The following is a 17072-nucleotide window of genomic DNA, read 5'->3' on the forward strand; positions in this document are numbered from 1 at the left end:
GTATCAGAAGTTCGCGCTCAGTTGCATGACATAGGTACGGGGTGCGGAAACGAGCATCGGACGTGTACTGTATTCTTTGTTGAACAAGTTATTCACCATGAACTGGAAAGACAGTCCTTTTATGATCTTCACGCCTGCACGCAGGTCGACCACACAGTAGGGCGTGTTGTTTTTCGCCCAATAGGAATGAAGTGTTTGTCCGTTTACGTTGCCGAAGAGGATGTCGCGCACGTAGTCCATGATCTCTGGTTGTTCTTTTGTTCGCTCGTCCACCATCAGGTAGTCTACGGCCAACGTCTTACTTTTCCACACGATATTGGTTCCTAGTGTCAGCCGTTTCCATTGGAAGTCAAGGATGGCTTTCACTGTGTGTTTTTGGCGGTACTTCAGGTATTTGGATGTATTGGACTTCTCTTTCATCTGCATCGGATCATCGTAGGTCGCCTCTTCTTCGTTCTTTTTCTTATAATCGGCGTCTTCAGGTTCGATGAATACATATCCTAAGTTGTAGCTTAGTGTGGTATTGGGATTGAACGTGTAGACACCGTTCGTACTGACTTCCGCCCCGTAGATACGTGCTTTCGACACGTTATAGAACTGGGCGCCGAATCCCGGCATCTGGCCTTGGGTAATCATGCTCAAGAGGTCGCGCACACCGTTGATATACTGAAAAGTCGTATTGTTGAAGATTCCGAAGCGGAATTCGATCATGTCGGTATATTGGGTATAAAATCCCGCCAAGTCGAAGAATCCCGTCAGGTTTCCGAACTTATATCCCTGTTTGAAGCCCAGTTCGGCATTTACACCTTTTTCGGCATTCACCTCTTTGTTCGGGTACACGCCGACACCGCCGATGTCCTTACGGGCATATTTCTCGGTCAGAGAGGGATAGCGGTAGCCTTGCCCGAAGCTGGCGCGGATAAAGCTGTAGTCGGCAAGTTGGTAGTTCAGTCCGGCGCGGAAGATCGGTTTGACCGGAATCTTGGTTCCGAACAGTTTGGTATCCGCTTCCCGCAGGTAACCATCCACCCGGTAGTATTCGGCACGCATGCCGGCCGATACGCTCAGGCGGTCGAAGAAACGCTGGTCGTACTGGGCGAACAGGGCGGCATTGTCGCTGTCGTGCGTCCCGGTGGTTTTCGAAACGCTTTTCATGTGTTCGTAGGTTGCCCCGGCGGTGATCTGACTTCCGTTGTCCCATTTCTTATTGAACTGGTAGTCTACATAGTAGGTGTAGTTCTTGTCCGTCCCTTTGGGAACATTCTCCTTGTTGTTGTTCATCACCCAGGAGATCAGGTCGCAGTAATCGGCTGTCGTGGCAGTCGGGAATACCCCGTTCAGGATGTTGACGGCCCCGTCCACGATCCCGTTCAGGTCGCCTTGCAGTATCGGCTGGATCAGCGGGAAGAACGGGCTGTAGTCTCCGTTCTTGATGTTGTCGATATAGGCGGTGACCGTGGCGGCATCGCTTCCCATATTGCCTAAGATGTCGTCGAGCGACTTATGGCTGGAGCTTCCGTCGATGATGTTGTCTCCCCGGTAATAGAAACGGGTCTTGATCTTATGCGAGGTATTGTTGGTCGGATTGGTAAAATTGAAGAACGGGTCGATATAGAAGGTGTTCCCCTTGCGACCCATGTTGGCGATGGATGACGGCTGGTAGACTTCTACCGGAGAACGCCAGATGAAGAAGTCGGCATATTTGTCGGCCAGATAATTGAAATTGAACCCGTAGTTCAGCAGTTTGCCCTCTTTCATCGGATGGTGGTATGTCATATTGCCTCCGAGTCGCAGACGCCGGTTGTATCCTTGATCGCGGTATCCGTCATCGGAAAACAGGTTGAGTCCGCCCGATACATCGAAGTTTCCGATCCGTCGTGCGTGCGAGACGTCTGCCCCTTCATATTCGTCATGAACCGGATGGTCGTATACCCCGACATAGGCGCGGGCACTTGTGGTCGGCGTGAGTCCCGGCCGTTTCGTGCGGATGTTGATCACCCCGTTCAAGGCCGATGAGCCGTAGAGCACAGAGGAAGCACCCTTCATCACCTCTACCTGTTCGATATTTTCGAGCGGGACGATGTTCCAGTTGATCACTCCGTTGCCCGAACTTAGAGCGCTCATACCGTCTACCAACACAAGGCTGCGCGAACCGACCCCGTATGTCCATCCGTTCCCGCCCCGTATGGAGGGTTGCTTGTCGTTGATATCCACACCCGGCATTGTGTTCAGTGTCGAACTCAGGTCGGTAGGGGCCTGCTTGGCGATATCGCCTGCTTTCAGCAGGTCCATCGAAACGGTGACATCGCTTAGTTTCTGTTCGAAGCGTCCGGCACTGACCACTACGTCTCCCAACAGGTTCGTTTTGATGTTCATATAGACATCTTTTGTTTTGGTATCCCCCTTGCGGAGTATCAGCGGGAGTTGTTCGTTCTCGTACCCGATGTAACTGAACAGGAGGTCGATCCCACCGTCCGGCAACGCGATTTCATAGGCTCCGTCGGCATCCGATATGGTTCCGTTCGTATCCCCGTTTATTTTCTTGTAGGTGATGTTGACGCCCGGTAGCGGTTCATGGGTTTTCGCATCATAAACGTGCCCTTTCACCATTTGTCCGAATGCGGTCCCGGTGAAAAGTGACAGGGCGAAAATCAAGATATATAGCTTTCTCATATAAAATGCTTTTAATTGATGTTTTTGTCTTTGTACAAATAGATACCGATCTCAATGGGAATTGTGTTCAGCTCTTGGCTCAACTGGTTCAAGATCGCACCGAACGTCTTTCCTTTCAGGAGTATGGCTGCGATACTTACGAACTGGGGCGGGATCAGGTTGCCGATCAGATCCATGACAGGTGCGTTAAGCGTCTCTTCCGGAATAAAAACTTTCACGATCTCCAGCAAGGCGAACAATTCCTGTATTTCCGATTTGTCGAGGAGCAGGATGAGATCACCTTTTGCCGGGTCTTCGCTTTCGCGAATTGTCATTTTAATACCGGTTGTAGACCAAGTATTGATCTTCTGGTAGGCTGCCAGCAGCGCATTTTCCATAGAGCTATCCCCAGAGTTGGCTTTCGTCTGTCTGTTTATCATCACTTGGCGGATGATCATGTCGATCTGCGGGATTACATATAAGGATGTATTGTCGTTCACATAATAAGTCGCCAGGTTGGGAGGTGAAGCGTTCCAGTCGTTTGCCGGATGTTTGATGTAGTTGCCTATCAGACTTCCTATCCGGACCGAGTCGGGCAGGGGAGCATAGCGGGCGATGATGTTTCCGTCCGCCTGGAAGGCCAGACCGTCGAGCACAGAACTGATCAGGTTGCAGACCAGTTTGCCGCCCACCAGGTTATACAGCATTCCGATCATCGTCTGCATGCTGCCATTGTCTACATTGTAATAAGAGGCATTTTCGTGGGCGACATACCAGGTACCGTTCATTGTCAGCTGGTTCTCTGGAATCGTGATGTCCGACAGTTCCAGTATCAATTTTCCGGTCTGTATACTACCCAGATAATGAAATGCCGTACCGGTTGAGGTTGTCGCGCCTCCACTGAAAGAATAGCTGCCGGAACCTGCTGTCAGAGAGACGCCGGAGATAGCCGTTTCTTTATCGTGCGGTAGTACATATTTAAGAATGATGTGTGCGGTTTTCCCGTCATCCGTCTTAAATTCCACATCTTTTCCGATAAATGTATTCCCGTTATAGCTCAAAATAAGGGAATCTCCGTTTGCAGGGGCACTTAGTTTGTTAGAATAGGTCCCGCTTAGTTCCGCCGGGGAAAGGCCATCATAATCATCCTTGTCATTGCAGGATATCAAGAGAATAGCCAGCATCATGGCGCAAAGTAAACTGCATATTGATTTTCTGTCCATATGTTTCGCTTTTAGTCATATTATAGGATGATACAAAGAACAGGCTTAAGTTTGAAACAAACAATCTCCATGTTTGGGAATAAATATTCTATTTTTAAGATTGTTAGGTGAGCTAAGCATATTTTGCTACTTTTGAAACAACAAAACGATGTTTTTATGAAGATTGACGTTGACTTGCCTAAATTCGATATTCCGAAAGATTTTATCGTAGGCGATGGTATTACGGGTGACATCCTGAACATGTACGGGCTTTTTCCCTGCAAGATAAAAGCGGGCGTGTTTGCTTTTTGCACGCGGGGGACGATCCGTGTGACGATAAATCTGGATGAACATACGGCGCGGGCGAACGATTTCATCACTTTGCTGCCCAATACCTTTATCCAGATTCATGAAGTGTCGGAAGATGCGGAAGTCTGTTTCGTCGCTTTTTCTTCCCGTTTTCTGGAAAGCATCAATTTTATCCGGACGATCTCCAACTTGATTGTTACGATCATCGAGAATCCGGTAGTCCCTTTGTCCGGTAATGCCGCCGCTATCTATAAAGATTTTTTCTCCTTGCTGGTACGGGCTGACAACGCTCCGGACTCTATCCTCTTTACCGACAGTTTGAAACCGGTCCTTGACCTGCTGATCCAAGGGGTGGTCAATATGTACAGGAGGTTCAATACCTGGAAAGAACCGGTCCTGAGCCGTGATAAGGAGATCGCTCGCGAGTTCGTGCAGCTTGTCTGGCAATATTATACGAAAGAGCGGAGTGCCTCTTTCTATGCAGGAAAGTTGCGGATCACCTTGCCTCATTTCTGCTACGTGATCAAAAAGACGACCGGGATGACAGCCCTCGATATTATTGCCAACGTCGTGATAATGGATGCCAAAGCCCAACTGAAATCAACGAATCTCCCGATAAAGGAAATCTCTATCGGACTGGGCTACAGCAACGTCGCTTTCTTCGACAAGTATTTCCGTCGCTACGTGGGGATGTCACCGCTGGAGTATCGCAACAGCTAAGCCAACCATCTTATCTCAATTTGTTCCGGTTGAAATGAGGACCTGCTTTCAATAAAAAGAACAGTGTCGAAAAAATTGTCAGGCACGCCCCGAACAGGTAAGCGTAGTTGAATCCCCCGAAAGCCTGTGCGATGCTTCCGCCTATCATCAGCCCGATCCCGATCCCCACATCCCAACTGGTGAGATAGGTGGAAGTCGCTGTCCCCCTCTGGCTGTTGGGAGCGAGGTTCACGAACAGAGTGTTGAAAGCCGGGAACATCGTACCGAATGCGACTCCTTGTGAAAGGGCGATCCCGATATACAGATAAGAAGTGAAAGCCGGATTCCACTGCATCAGCCTTTCCAGAGCTGCCAGCCCGAAGAAGCTGGCGGCGGCAAGATACATTCCCAACGAGATGACCAACGTAATCCTTCCTTTGTCGACCTGCCGTCCGGAGAACATGCGCGAGACGGCCAGACCGATCGCCATAAAGGTGAAATATAATCCCGAATTGACGGAAATCCCGATTTCATCGGCATACATGGCCACGTATGTGGTCGTCATGCCGTAGGGGATGGAGAGCAGCAGCAAAGAGATGCCTGCCCAGGTCCCTTTCACCAAAAAGAAACGGTCCAGCGAGATCGGTTCCTTCTTTATCGGCTGCTTCTGCGGCGTCTTTACTAAATAGGCCATGATGAATCCGAGAAAACAGGAGAGGAGCGAGCAGGCGAAAATCGTTTCGTAGGAGAAGCTGGTGTGCATGAACAGCCCTGTCATCGGTCCGAAACTCATGGCCGTATTGTTTGCCAGCCCGTAATAACCGATCCCCTCGCCACGGCGGGAGGAGGGCAGGATGTCGATCACGATCGTATTGCCCGACACCGTCACCATGCCGAAGGCGAAGCCGTGCAGGATACGGAGCACGATGAAGATGCTCAGCAGGCTGGCGATCATATATCCGGCGAAGATGACCATGAAGACGGAGTAGGCTAAAAGGTACAACGGCCGTCTGGCGAATGTGTCCAGCAGGTATCCGGAGAACGGACGAATACAGAGGGCAGCAATAGTATAGCACGAAAGGATAAAACCGATCATCGATTTATCCGCATCGAACTGGTCCTGCAAGTAAAACGGCAGGATCGGCAATATCAGATAAAATGCGAAGAACAGCAAAAAGTTGGCTGCTAAGATATAGCAGAAGCTGGGTGATATAAGTTTGTCTTTTGCCATTGTTTCATTTTGTTTGTGTTATTGTTGGATTCCGAACCCCAATCTTCGGAGCTGTCCGGTTTCTTCCGGGGTCGCATGGACGATTGTGTATGCACCGTATTCTCTTGGGTGATGATAGTTTGTCCGGAACCACTCGAATCTGTCGGGATTTTCCCGTAGCGCCCGGTCTATGGCAAGCGGGTTAAAACTGGTGAGGATCGCTTGTTCGATCCGGTTTTTGTCAAACCGATTCAAGTCGATAACCGGAGTTTCGGGAGCTGTCGGAATCACTTCGCTGATCTTCTCGATCTTCACTTGGAAGAATTTTTCGATGTTTTTCAGACACATACGCGTACCATTGGCTTTCCCGTCTGCCGAGAAACCGGCAATATGCGGGGTGGCTATCGTGGCCAGTTCCAATAATTCCCGGTTTATATCCGGTTCGTTTTCCCAACAGTCCAAGATCAGTTCACTGATCTTACCCTCTTTCCGGGCATGCAATAGGGCATCCGTATCATGGACGGTTCCTCTGGATGCGTTGACGAACCAAGGTTTCCGTTGGAGCTTGCGGAAGAAGTCTACTCCTGCCAGGTGGCGGGTGGCAAAACGACCTTCTTTTGTCAGCGGCGTGTGGAAGGTGACGATGTCGGCTTGCTCTGCGATCGTCTCCAGTGAGACGAAACCGTCTTTCCCCTCCTTCTCCGCACGTGGCGGGTCGTTGCGGAGCACGTTCATCCCGTAGGCCGAGCATAACTTCTCCACCTCTTTTCCGACATGACCGACACCGACGATCCCGATCGTCTTCCCTTGTAGGGGTTCACCCTTGCGAAGCGCGATCGTGACCAATCCGGAAAGCACATATTGGGCGACCGAGACGGCATTGCATCCCGGTGAGTTCTTCCAGGTGATACCTGCCTTATCACAATACCGGGTGTCGATATGGTCGAAACCTATTGTAGCGCTGGTAATCAGTTTCACCCGGCTTCCTTCGAGCAGTTCGCGGGTACATTTATCGATACTCCGTACGATCAGTATGTCTGCATCTTGTACGTTTTCTGGTGTAAACTCTTTAGAAGTGAGATACTTTACCTCTGCGATCGGTTCTGCGATTCCTTTCAGAAAAGGAACGGTATTGTCGGCGACTATTTTCATCTTGCTGTCCTTTTTCGAGAAGACAAAGGTAGGGATTATTTTCCAATCTTGACATAATTCAACCGCGTGTACTGTATGCCATAACTTTCAACCGTCGCGGCGATACGTGCCGAAGAGATGTGTAGCACTTCACCCGGCCGGTAGGCATGTTCCAGGGAGGGCAACTGTCCGGATGCATGGCTGGGATTGCCGGATGCAAAGGTCAGGTTGACCAGGTTGCCGCTCGCATCGATGGCCGTCAGGCGCTGGCGTACGAAGAAGACCGGAGTCGTCCCGATGACGCGGGTCCTGTATGGGTCGTCTTCCACCCGTACTTTAGTTATTTTCAGGGTGAGATTGGACAGCTTGTCCCCTTTCTTGCCTAAGAAACGGCTGGTGGGACGTGGCTGGTATTTCTTTTTTAGCATCTTGTCCAGGTAGACGCAGTTGTAGGCTTGTGCCATTTTGACGAAACGTTCTTGCTTGGGGATGATAGGGGTATATTTAAAGGCGATCCAGTTCACGTAGCCCGGATCTATCCGCAAGATCTCATACAGGAAGTGTCCGTGGTATTTGCCGAAAGCGATCAGGTCATCTCCGTGTGTCGACATCCTCTTTTCATTGTAGTCCGTGACCAGGATCTGTCGGTTGGCATACCACAATTCGGAAGTGACGATGCGCAGCGACTGGATAATGTCCGGTTTCAAATCTTCGATAAACAAGATGCACTGCCTGTCGAGTAGAGGCGTGTAGAACCACAGGCTGTAGTTCGGATGTCCTTCCCTCGGTAAAACCACAAGGTAACATCCCGCCTCCTTATAAGAGGCTTTCCCTTGGTTGTAAACATTCAACTTCTCATAAAGGAGTTCCTGTTCCGCCTCTGTGATATTGGGTAATCTGGGGTTTGCCATATTGTTACCTCCTTTTTATGTTTTGACACATTGCCCGTTTTGCGTTTACCGTGCACTATGGACAGATTCAACTGTTTTAGCACTGTCTTTGTTCCAAAATCATGTGCTGAAGTCAATCTTTATTCATGCCGTTCATGCTGACAATATGAGTTGTGAACGAAGATCGAGAAAAATATTGATAATATCCATGTATTTCTAACTTTAATTGTTCATTTTCTTAGATTCAAACCACCTATTTGGTTTCACCGCCTTTTGAAACATTTTGATTATCAAATTGTATGGGTGGGTGAAGGTGAACATCGGGACTACCTTCAACTTAAAAATTTGCTTTCACCTTGTTTTGTCCCGATCTCGGTTGACTATGTTCCCCTCCCGTCTTTTATCCAAAGCGATTTATTTAAGTGCAAAATAAAGCGATTATGGGAGTGCATAATATGCATATATTATAGATATTAAAACTCATCTTATATTCTTTTTTATTATCGACCAGGGTCGAAAGCTCTATGGTTTTATAGCTTGGCGATAGAAGCATGGCAGTTGTCGGTTTATAACACTCTTTCCGTACTCAGCTTATTTTTTTGATGAAGGCAACTGTGACCGGTGAAGGCACTTTTACTCTTTGCATTTACCCTTTAATGGTCTTGTAATTAAATTATTATGCACGTAGGTGAAGATGAATCCTTCTATCGTCCGGTAAACATCTCGGATAACGATTGGCGGGATATCGTCTATTTCCAGCAGGCGGATGGCGTTATGCTGGTAGAGGGAACCGCTTTGGCAGTTATAAAATATTCAGAACTTGTACCGCACCGAGGCCATAAATTCCCGCGGACGGATATTGATCCAGGAAGTATAGCTTTCGGTGACGGAATACTGCGTGTAGCTATACTGTTTCTTGTTGAACAGGTTGGTCGCTTCGGCTGTGAACTGCCAGCTTCCCATTTTCCAACGTAGGAAGAGGCCGGCGAAGAAAGCGTTGACAGACTTGTCCCGGCTGACATCGTTGTGGTAGTGGTCTGCCGAAAGATTGATCTCTACAGGGAAAAGCTCGTAGGAGAGCTGGAACTTCTGGACGACGTTCAGGAGCGGATCAAGGCGTGTGCCGGTCCCGATCTTCGACCGTCCGAGGTAGATGGTCGCTTGATAGCTGGCAGAGAAGCTGCGCAGGGGCGACCAGATCAGCTTCGGTTCATATTGCATGAAATCGTACCGGTAAGGCAACCGTTCGCCGGCGCTCAGTTGTTCCGCGTTGTTGCGTCCTAAGAGGTAAGAGAGCGACGTCTTCAGTCCCCAGTCGTAGAAGCCTTTGGAAAGGGTTCCTTTCACCGTCCAGCCGGAAGAATAGTTGGACAGGCGGTGGGAGACAAGCGAGACTTGCCCGTCGCGGACCTGCTGTTCGAAGATACGGTCGGACCATCCCCGGTTATGGTTGAGCGACAGGGTGGAAAAGAACTCGCGCACCGTGCTCTTGTACTCTCCGTACAACGAATAGCTCTGGTTGCGGTAGACGGGCAGGATACCGTTGTTCATCCGATAGTTGCGGTAGTCTGTGCGGTATGCAGCCGGGTAGAGGTCGGTGATGCTTCCGTAACTTTCCTTGTAGTTGGCATGGAAAGAAAAACGCCAGGCATAGTTGAACTTATAGTTGATGTACAGGAACGGATTGGCAGCCAACCGGGAAAAGCCGGCTGCTGGAAAGGTGGTCCATACGAATGGAAGATGGAAGGTCAGATTCCATTTGTGCAGGTTCCATTGGTAGTTCGGTTTGAAATACAGACTCGTTCCGTTCCGGATCGAATTGATATCGCCTGTTATACCGGCTGTATATTGCCGGGTCAGGTTCCTTTTCTTGCGCAGGAAAGCGAATGAATGGTCCAGATAGAACTGTTGCAAGTGTAACGTCTGTTCGTTCCCGTCTATCAGGATGTGGGCAGGCTGGTTGTGATAGCGGAGCAGTGAACGGAGTTCGAGCGTGTATTTGTCCCGTGGCCAGATGTTTTGCAGGTAATTGCGTATGCCCATGTCCGGTGTCCGGATGTGCTGGTTGACCGATGAGGCACCGGAGATACGGGACGTGCTTCTTTCCCTGTTGCCGGAAAGGTTGAAGTCGTTTGTCAGGTAATGGTTGTCGGCGTTGTTTTCCAGGCTTGCCGCCACTTCCGCCCGGTCGGTACGGATGTGCGTGTCGTTTTGTTCCTTTAGGGTAACCGTATCTCCTGCCTGGTAATAATGGGTGATACTTCCCCTTTCTTGTTGTATGAGATCGTGCAAGTAGTTGATGTTGAAGCGTAACTGTGTCGCTTCGTTTAGCTTGTATATCCGGTTGCCGGAAAAGGAATGTACGTTGTTAAAGAGCAGCCGTTCCTTTTTCAGTGGAGCGGAGAAGGAGGGCTGGGAAAGGAATGACGGGATCGAAGGGCCTATTCTTCTTTTGGCTCCTGTTTGTGTAAGTACGTTCTGTTCGTCTGTTACATTGTTTCCCCGGTTGTTCCCTTTATAAATATAGGCGGACTGGCTTTTACGGCTGATCTGGATGGCATTGCCCATGCCTTCCCACAAAAGGGGGGGAATGCCCATGCTTCCTTCCAACGTCCCCATCCAGCGGTCTCGGAAATTGTCTTTCAGTTTGAGGTTGATCGCGATATCTTCGGTTGTCAGCTTCTTTTGCAGGGCACGGATGGGTTGATGGTTTTCCAGTATTTGCACGCTCTTGACAGCACCCGCCTGCAAGTTATTGGTTAGTTGGTTGTACCGCCCGTCTGTCAGGTCCATGCCTTCCACATAGAACTTGCTGATCTTTTTCCCGTTGTACGAGATTTTCCCGTCGTCGTCTACATCCACTCCCGGCAGTTTTTTCAGTACGTCTTTGATCGCTTCATCTTTCGGACTGATGAATTGCGACACGTCGTAATTGATCGTGTCGTGTTGCCCGTAGACGCGCCCCGGACGTATCTCGACCTCTTTCAGAGTGAAGATTTCCGGTTCGAGGCGGATGAGAAGTCTTGTCCCGGCTGTGATCTTTTGCCGGATCGCTTTATATCCCAACAGTGAGACGTGGACAAACAGTGAGTCGTCTGCTTGGTGGAGCGGGAGGATGAAGGTGCCGTCGGCCTTTGTCAAGGTGTAGGTCAGCGGGAGCTGCCGTCCGGTTTTACGTATCTGCACGGTTGCGGCATCTACCGGCTGGCCGTTTCCGGCATCGGTCACGGTCCCTTTGATGACTTGCTGGGCAGACAGGTTGCAGGCGGTGATCAGGAGAATGGATATATACAGGAGGCTCTTCATTGTTTGTTCTTGTTTTTGTTACTCTTTTTCTATCGGATTGTAAGGCGTGTTCTTCGGGTGCATCGGTTGTCCGTCTTCTCCTTTGACGATGATCTGCATACCGGGGGAGGTTTCTTTCAGATAGCCGATCGGGTCGGCGGCGAAACGTTCGTGTATCCGGAGGAGATCTTTGCGGGAGATCGGTTCGTATTCGCTTCCGATAAACAGGATGGCTTCTTCTTTGCCGGCTTTCTCGATACCGGTGCAGACGAAGGTGTAGTGCTGCCGGCTGTCGGAGGCTTTCAGGATCAGGCCGGGCAGTCCTTGCAGTTTCCAAGGACCTTCGCTGCGCGGAATTTCCGGAGTGTACCAAGCTTCGTAGTTTCGCCCCCGGAATCGGCAGGTCGCTCTGTAGCAGGTGTAGGCGAGGAAAGTTGCTGTGTCGGGATGCAGTTCCCAGACAGGAATCTCTGTTTTTTCTTCCGAACGGAAGTTACTGGCGGCGATAGGTTCGAGTTGTGTCAGTTTGCCTTCGGGATAGTTTTTGAATATCTGGTAGTTCACTTGGCTGGTGCCTTGTTTCATATGTTCCTGGATGATTTCCTGCGAAGCTCCGGTCGCTTTGTCCATTTCGATAAGCGAGTCCATACGGAAACGGGCATAGCTGTAGAACAGGGAACTTTTGGAACCTACCTTCAGCATCATAGTCTCATCGATATGTTTGTCTTCATGGGCTGTGTCGCCGACAAAGGAGAGGTCGTACTGGGCGGTGAACAATACCTTGTCGATGGGTTTCGCCTTGAGCACTTCGCTCATGTTGTACACGCGGATATTGAATTGGGCCTGTACAGCCCCGCATGCCAGTAAAAGAACTGCGGATAATAGGATTCGTTTCATAACTTTAATCGTCTTAGAGTGTTTGTCTGCTGCAAATGTAGCGGACGGCAAACCTCCGGGGCGAGTAAAGTTATTACTGAAATATTACGGTGGGGTTATTCCTGGCTATCCAAATCCTTTTCTATATCTTTTATAATAAGTAAGACGGTGCTTTTTAGAGGTGGGAGATGTTTCTTAATTGTAATGAATATCTTTTCCTCATCAACAGCAGAGTATTCGTGCGAAATGATATTACGCTGTCCTATCACCTTAACCCAAGGTACTTGGGGATATTTAGGTAGTAACTGTTTATTTGTTTTATCGTCTATTTTCTTGACGTATTCACCGATTGTCTGTAAGCGCATGACACAGGAATCAAATATGGTCATTCTCCAAGGTGTGGAAAGGAAGTCGTCCGGTGTTTGTATTTTATACATCGGTCGATAATTACATCAATAGCCTCGGCTATAAGATACAATCTGTCTGTAATTTCATCTTTATGCATAAATACCCTCCTTTAGTATCTTATCCAGTAACAGAGGCCTTAAACTTTTATGCAAGCGAATCAGGTCGATCGAGCAGCCACACCGTTTTTCCAAATCACTTTTCTCTGTTTGTTCTCCACGAGCAACTGATCCGAAGATGCCGATTTTGGGAATACCGTATTTATCGGCAAATTTGGATTTGAATTGTTTTAGCAAAGTAATATAATATCTGTATATCTTTCATGAAGAATCCTGTATATGGGATCAAAGATACATAAAAAACGGTGATTCCTATGTAAATAGTAGTTTTTTCCGTAAGTTTGTGCAAACTTCTTTCAAGTAAGGGGTTAAGTAGTCAAAAAGCACAAAATAATAAAGCAAACTTTCATAAATGAAGACTTTGGATAAACAGAAAAAGAACGTCCTTACCCTTTGCGGGGCGGCGATGGCATCGTTGCTTCTTTGGGGATGCGGCGGAACAAACCCTACGGCCGAATCTTTCGAACGGTCTGATTATTATACGCGTGGTATCGGACAGTATCCGGGCGACCCGAAGGAGGATTTCTCGCCTTCTCTGGCTCCGGATCCTTCCACTTACCGTAACATTGCCCGGTTGCGATCGGCTTTTGCCTCTTCCAGTCATGACTATAACCTGGTGGCGCAGTTGGCGACAGACGGCATCGTGACGGACGAGCAACCGCAGTATCTGAACTTGTCTACGCCCGATGGAGACGTTCCGAGACGCGAACGCGAATGGATGATCGACGAAGGGCCGTATTCACGGAATACTTTTCCCGGCGGAGATACCTATTTCCGGTTTACGCTGGCAAACTATAGCAAAGCGGCCGGCAAACTGTCGCTGGTAGGAACGGTCGTGTATGACGATAAAGTGTCGAAAGGCGGCTACGAGATCATCTGCCAGGGTTCCAATGACGGAAAGAACTGGACGGAAATCGGCAAACTGAGCGGTAGCGGTCTGCCCGGTCAGGCAGTCTCCGGACGGGTGGTGGTGACCGACCCGAACAAACAGACCGGTGAAACAACCATGCCGGTCCGCAAACTGAATGAAACGATTACTTTCAATTCCGAAAACGCTTACTCCGATTACCGCGTGCTGCTGAAGATGGCAGGCGCACACGATTGGGTGTTTACGGAAGCTAATTTCATGGATAAGGACGGTGGTTTAGTGGAAATGAAACCGTCCCAGTTCTTCAACAGTGTCTGGATGAGTGCTACTGGGGGTGAAGAATGGTTGTATGTGGATCTCGGCAGCATGTCGGAGTTCGATAAGGTCGTGTTGCACTGGATCAACAAAGCCGTCAAAGGAAAAGTGCAGGTGTCGGATGATGCCGTGCAGTGGAAAGATGCGGCCGAACTGCCGGGCGGTGACGGCCTGATAGATGAAATCGCATTGAACGGCAAGCAGAATGCCCGCTATGTGCGTGTCCTGATGCAAGAGCCGGCGAACGGTAGCCGTTATATCCTGAGCGAAGTGGAAGTAATGGGTAAAGGCGGATTAGTGGCTCAGCCTGTGGCTTCTCCTGCCGCTTCGAAGGGAAAGATCATCTTGTCCGGCGGCAACTGGGAGCTGCAACGTGCTTCTGAAGTGACGGCTTCGGGTGAAGAAATATCTACTCTGGGCTACAAGCCGGAGAACTGGATCGTGGCGACAGTGCCGGGAACGGTATTGAGCAGTTACAAGAATATCGGGGCAATCGCCGATCCGAACTATGCGGACAACCAGTTGCAGGTGTCCGAATCGTTCTTCTGGTCCAACTTCTGGTATCGTGACGAGTTCGAAGTGCCGGAAGGATTCAAGCAGGACCGCCTGTTCCTGAACTTCGACGGGATCAACTGGAAAGCGGATGTCTATCTGAACGGAAAGAAATTAGGCCGTATCGACGGCGCCTTTATGCGAGGCAAGTTCGATGTGACGGATCTGGTTGTTCCGGGTAAGAACGTGGTGGCTGTAGAGATCATCCGGAATAACCATATCGGGGCGATCAAGGAAAAGAACAAGCAGAGCACGGACTTCAACGGCGGAATCTTAGGGGCTGATAACCCGACCTTCCACGCGACGATCGGTTGGGACTGGATTCCGACGGTTCGCGGCCGCAATATCGGTATCTGGAACGATGTCTTCCTGACCTCAACCGGAAAGGTGACGGTTGCCGATCCGCTTGTTACGTCTGTCCTGCCGTTGCCCGATACGACTTCCGCTACGTTGACAGCCGAGGTGATCGTGAAGAACCACGATGCCAATACGGTAAACGGTACGTTGGAAGGCAAGGTAGGAGATATCACATTCCAGCAACTTGTTTCCCTGGCGGCGGGAGAAGAGAAGACAGTCGTTTTCGATGTCAAGGACTTCCCGCAACTGAAGATGGAAAACCCGCACTTGTGGTGGCCTAAAGGTTACGGCGCGCCGAACCTCTACGATGCCAACTTCACCTTCAAAGTGGATGATAAGGTTTCGGATGCGAAAGACTTCAAAGTCGGTATCCGCCAGATGACATTCAATGAGGACAATCATATTCTGAGCCTCTTTATCAATGGCCGTCGCTTTATCGGCCGGGGCGGTAACTGGGGCTTCGGTGAATCGAATTTGAACTATCGCGGTCGCGAATATGATATTGCTGTGGCTTACCATGCCGATATGAACTTTACGATGATGCGTAACTGGGTCGGCATGATCGGCGACGAGGAGCTTTATGAGGCTTGCGACCGCCACGGTATCATGATCTGGCAGGACTTCTGGCTGGCTAACCCGGCCGACGGACCCGATCCGTATTATCCGGAAATGTTTATCGCCAATGCGGAAGATTATGTGAAACGGATTCGCAGCCATGCGTCTATCGGCCTCTACTGCGGACGTAACGAAGGTTTTCCGCCCGAACAGATCGACAAGGCGTTGCGCCGTATCATCAAGGAAGACCATCCGGATATCCATTATATTTCCAGCTCGGCCGATGATGTGGTGAGCGGCCACGGCCCGTACCGTATGCTTCCGGCAAAAGAATATTTCACGCTGAAGACCGGCAACGATAAGTTCCATAGCGAACGAGGCATGCCGAACGTCATGACCTACGAAAGCATGCTCCGCACCTTCTCGCCGGAAGGAATCTGGCCGCAGGATAACGAATGGGGGATGCATGACTATACCCGCGAAGGGGCACAGGGCTGCACCTCTTTCAACGAGATCATCGCGAAAGGATATGGCGAACCGCAGAGTGCGAAAGAGTTTGCCGAACTGGCCCAGTGGGTGAACTACGACGGCCACCGCAGCCTGTTCGAGTCCAGAAGCCAGAACCGCAAAGGTCTGCTGATGTGGATGAGCCATTCCTGTTGGCCTTCAATGGTATGGCAGACGTATGATTATTATTTCGAGCCGACTGCCGCCTATTTTGCTATCAAGAAGGCTTCCGAGCCGCTGCATATCCAGTGGAATCCGGCAACGGACGAGGTAGAAGTGGTCAACTACAGCGCTGGCACGCATAAAGGTCTGACGGCAAAAGTACAGGTTCTGAATATGGATGCATCCGTAGCCTGGGAAAAAGAAGCGACTGTCGATAGCAATGAAGATACGACCGATAAGTGCATCAAGTTGGAATTCCCGGAGAACTTGTCGAAGGTCCATTTCATCAAGATGACGCTGACCGAAGATGGCAAAGTCGTTTCCGACAACTTCTATCACAGAAGTTTGGAAGAAAACAACTACCAGGATTTGTGCCAGTTGGCAAAGGTTGCTTTGCAGTCCGCAACAACCGTGGATAAAAATGCAGACGGAACCTGGAGTGCCGTGTCTGTTATCGAGAACAAGACGTCTACACCGGCTTTGATGATCCGCCTCAATGTTGTAGGTGGTAAAGACGACCAGCAGATTCTACCGGTATTTTATTCCGACAACTATTTCTCTTTGCTTCCGGGTGAAAAGAAGGAAGTACGTATGAGCTGGAGAGATGAAGATACCAGAGGTAATGAAGGCAAGGTCTTAATTACCGGATATAACGTGGAATAATATTATAGGTCGGCGACGGAAGGCGTGCAAAGTACCTTTATTACGATCCTTTAGGCACAGATTTACACGGATAAATTTATTTTCTTTCCGTGTATCTGTGCCTAAATTATGCCTATTAGTAAGCAGAATTTTGTTTCGACACACCTCCTGTCATATTTTTTTCTTGATTATTACTAAAATATTACGCAGCCTGAAAAAGATCTATTTTTGTATAGGACTTATCGGGAAGCTCTTTACCTTTGCCGGAAAGAGTATCGGAAGTAGATGGGAAAGCGGATCAAACTGATTTATATATTATCGTTATTCTCAGCTTTA

At 49.4% G+C, this 17072-nt stretch carries 11 protein-coding genes; 2 read left to right on the top strand and 9 right to left on the bottom strand.

The annotated features are described in order from the left end of the window. Positions 1-3 precede the first annotated feature (3 nt). Together KTG12_RS00955 and KTG12_RS00960 are read right to left on the bottom strand one after the other, a co-directional pair. Positions 4-2673, bottom strand: a complete 2670-nt coding sequence (locus KTG12_RS00955; RefSeq protein WP_122115227.1) for a TonB-dependent receptor — start codon at positions 2671-2673, stop codon at positions 4-6. 11 nt (positions 2674-2684) lie between these two features. Next, positions 2685-3875, bottom strand: coding sequence for a DUF4925 domain-containing protein (locus tag KTG12_RS00960; protein WP_022321698.1), 1191 nt, complete (start codon positions 3873-3875; stop codon positions 2685-2687). Between the two features lie 156 nt (positions 3876-4031). On the opposite strand from KTG12_RS00960, the gene KTG12_RS00965 reads away from it, so the two are divergent. Next, entirely contained in the window at positions 4032-4883 is an 852-nt protein-coding gene (locus KTG12_RS00965; protein WP_005645365.1) for an AraC family transcriptional regulator, read from the top strand. Positions 4884-4893: 10 nt separating this feature from the next. Here the strand turns inward: KTG12_RS00965 and KTG12_RS00970 are convergent, their stop codons facing one another. From KTG12_RS00970 to KTG12_RS01000, 7 genes are all read right to left on the bottom strand, one after another. Further along, the gene (locus KTG12_RS00970; protein ID WP_138272621.1) at positions 4894-6093 is read right to left on the bottom strand and encodes an MFS transporter; all 1200 of its coding nucleotides are present in this window, start codon (positions 6091-6093) and stop codon (positions 4894-4896) included. Between the two features lie 18 nt (positions 6094-6111). Continuing rightward, positions 6112-7224 (bottom strand): 4-phosphoerythronate dehydrogenase PdxB, encoded by a 1113-nt coding sequence (gene pdxB / locus KTG12_RS00975; RefSeq protein WP_022321700.1) that lies wholly within the window; start codon positions 7222-7224, stop codon positions 6112-6114. A gap of 35 nt (positions 7225-7259) precedes the next feature. Continuing rightward, complete coding sequence (locus tag KTG12_RS00980; protein ID WP_155144208.1) at positions 7260-8114, bottom strand: hypothetical protein; 855 nt, start codon at positions 8112-8114, stop codon at positions 7260-7262. A 792-nt stretch (positions 8115-8906) separates the two neighbouring features. After that, positions 8907-11399: a carboxypeptidase regulatory-like domain-containing protein gene (locus KTG12_RS00985; RefSeq protein WP_138272622.1), complete on the bottom strand. Its 2493-nt coding sequence runs from the start codon at positions 11397-11399 to the stop codon at positions 8907-8909. An 18-nt stretch (positions 11400-11417) separates the two neighbouring features. Next, the gene (locus tag KTG12_RS00990; RefSeq protein WP_005639896.1) at positions 11418-12275 is read right to left on the bottom strand and encodes a GLPGLI family protein; all 858 of its coding nucleotides are present in this window, start codon (positions 12273-12275) and stop codon (positions 11418-11420) included. Between the two features lie 95 nt (positions 12276-12370). Continuing rightward, entirely contained in the window at positions 12371-12691 is a 321-nt protein-coding gene (locus KTG12_RS00995) for a DUF86 domain-containing protein (protein WP_005639898.1), read from the bottom strand. 60 nt (positions 12692-12751) lie between these two features. Beyond that, entirely contained in the window at positions 12752-12976 is a 225-nt protein-coding gene (locus KTG12_RS01000) for a nucleotidyltransferase family protein (RefSeq protein ID WP_138272632.1), read from the bottom strand. A 154-nt stretch (positions 12977-13130) separates the two neighbouring features. Between KTG12_RS01000 and KTG12_RS01005 the strand changes: the two genes are divergently transcribed. Continuing rightward, positions 13131-16757, top strand: coding sequence for a discoidin domain-containing protein (locus tag KTG12_RS01005; RefSeq protein ID WP_022321703.1), 3627 nt, complete (start codon positions 13131-13133; stop codon positions 16755-16757). The last annotated feature ends 315 nt before the right edge of the window (positions 16758-17072 follow it).

Origin of the sequence: Parabacteroides sp. MSK.9.14 (assembly GCF_019041495.1) — a bacterium.
GTDB lineage: Bacteria > Bacteroidota > Bacteroidia > Bacteroidales > Tannerellaceae > Parabacteroides > Parabacteroides merdae.

Coding starts and splice junctions, on each gene's coding strand:
- KTG12_RS00955 (WP_122115227.1), bottom strand. CDS start 2,673: ATGAGAAAGCTATATATCTTGATTTTCGCCCTGTCACTTTTCACCGGG.
- KTG12_RS00960 (WP_022321698.1), bottom strand. CDS start 3,875: ATGGACAGAAAATCAATATGCAGTTTACTTTGCGCCATGATGCTGGCT.
- KTG12_RS00965 (WP_005645365.1), top strand. CDS start 4,032: ATGAAGATTGACGTTGACTTGCCTAAATTCGATATTCCGAAAGATTTT.
- KTG12_RS00970 (WP_138272621.1), bottom strand. CDS start 6,093: ATGGCAAAAGACAAACTTATATCACCCAGCTTCTGCTATATCTTAGCA.
- pdxB (WP_022321700.1), bottom strand. CDS start 7,224: ATGAAAATAGTCGCCGACAATACCGTTCCTTTTCTGAAAGGAATCGCA.
- KTG12_RS00980 (WP_155144208.1), bottom strand. CDS start 8,114: ATGGCAAACCCCAGATTACCCAATATCACAGAGGCGGAACAGGAACTC.
- KTG12_RS00985 (WP_138272622.1), bottom strand. CDS start 11,399: ATGAAGAGCCTCCTGTATATATCCATTCTCCTGATCACCGCCTGCAAC.
- KTG12_RS00990 (WP_005639896.1), bottom strand. CDS start 12,275: ATGAAACGAATCCTATTATCCGCAGTTCTTTTACTGGCATGCGGGGCT.
- KTG12_RS00995 (WP_005639898.1), bottom strand. CDS start 12,691: ATGTATAAAATACAAACACCGGACGACTTCCTTTCCACACCTTGGAGA.
- KTG12_RS01005 (WP_022321703.1), top strand. CDS start 13,131: ATGAAGACTTTGGATAAACAGAAAAAGAACGTCCTTACCCTTTGCGGG.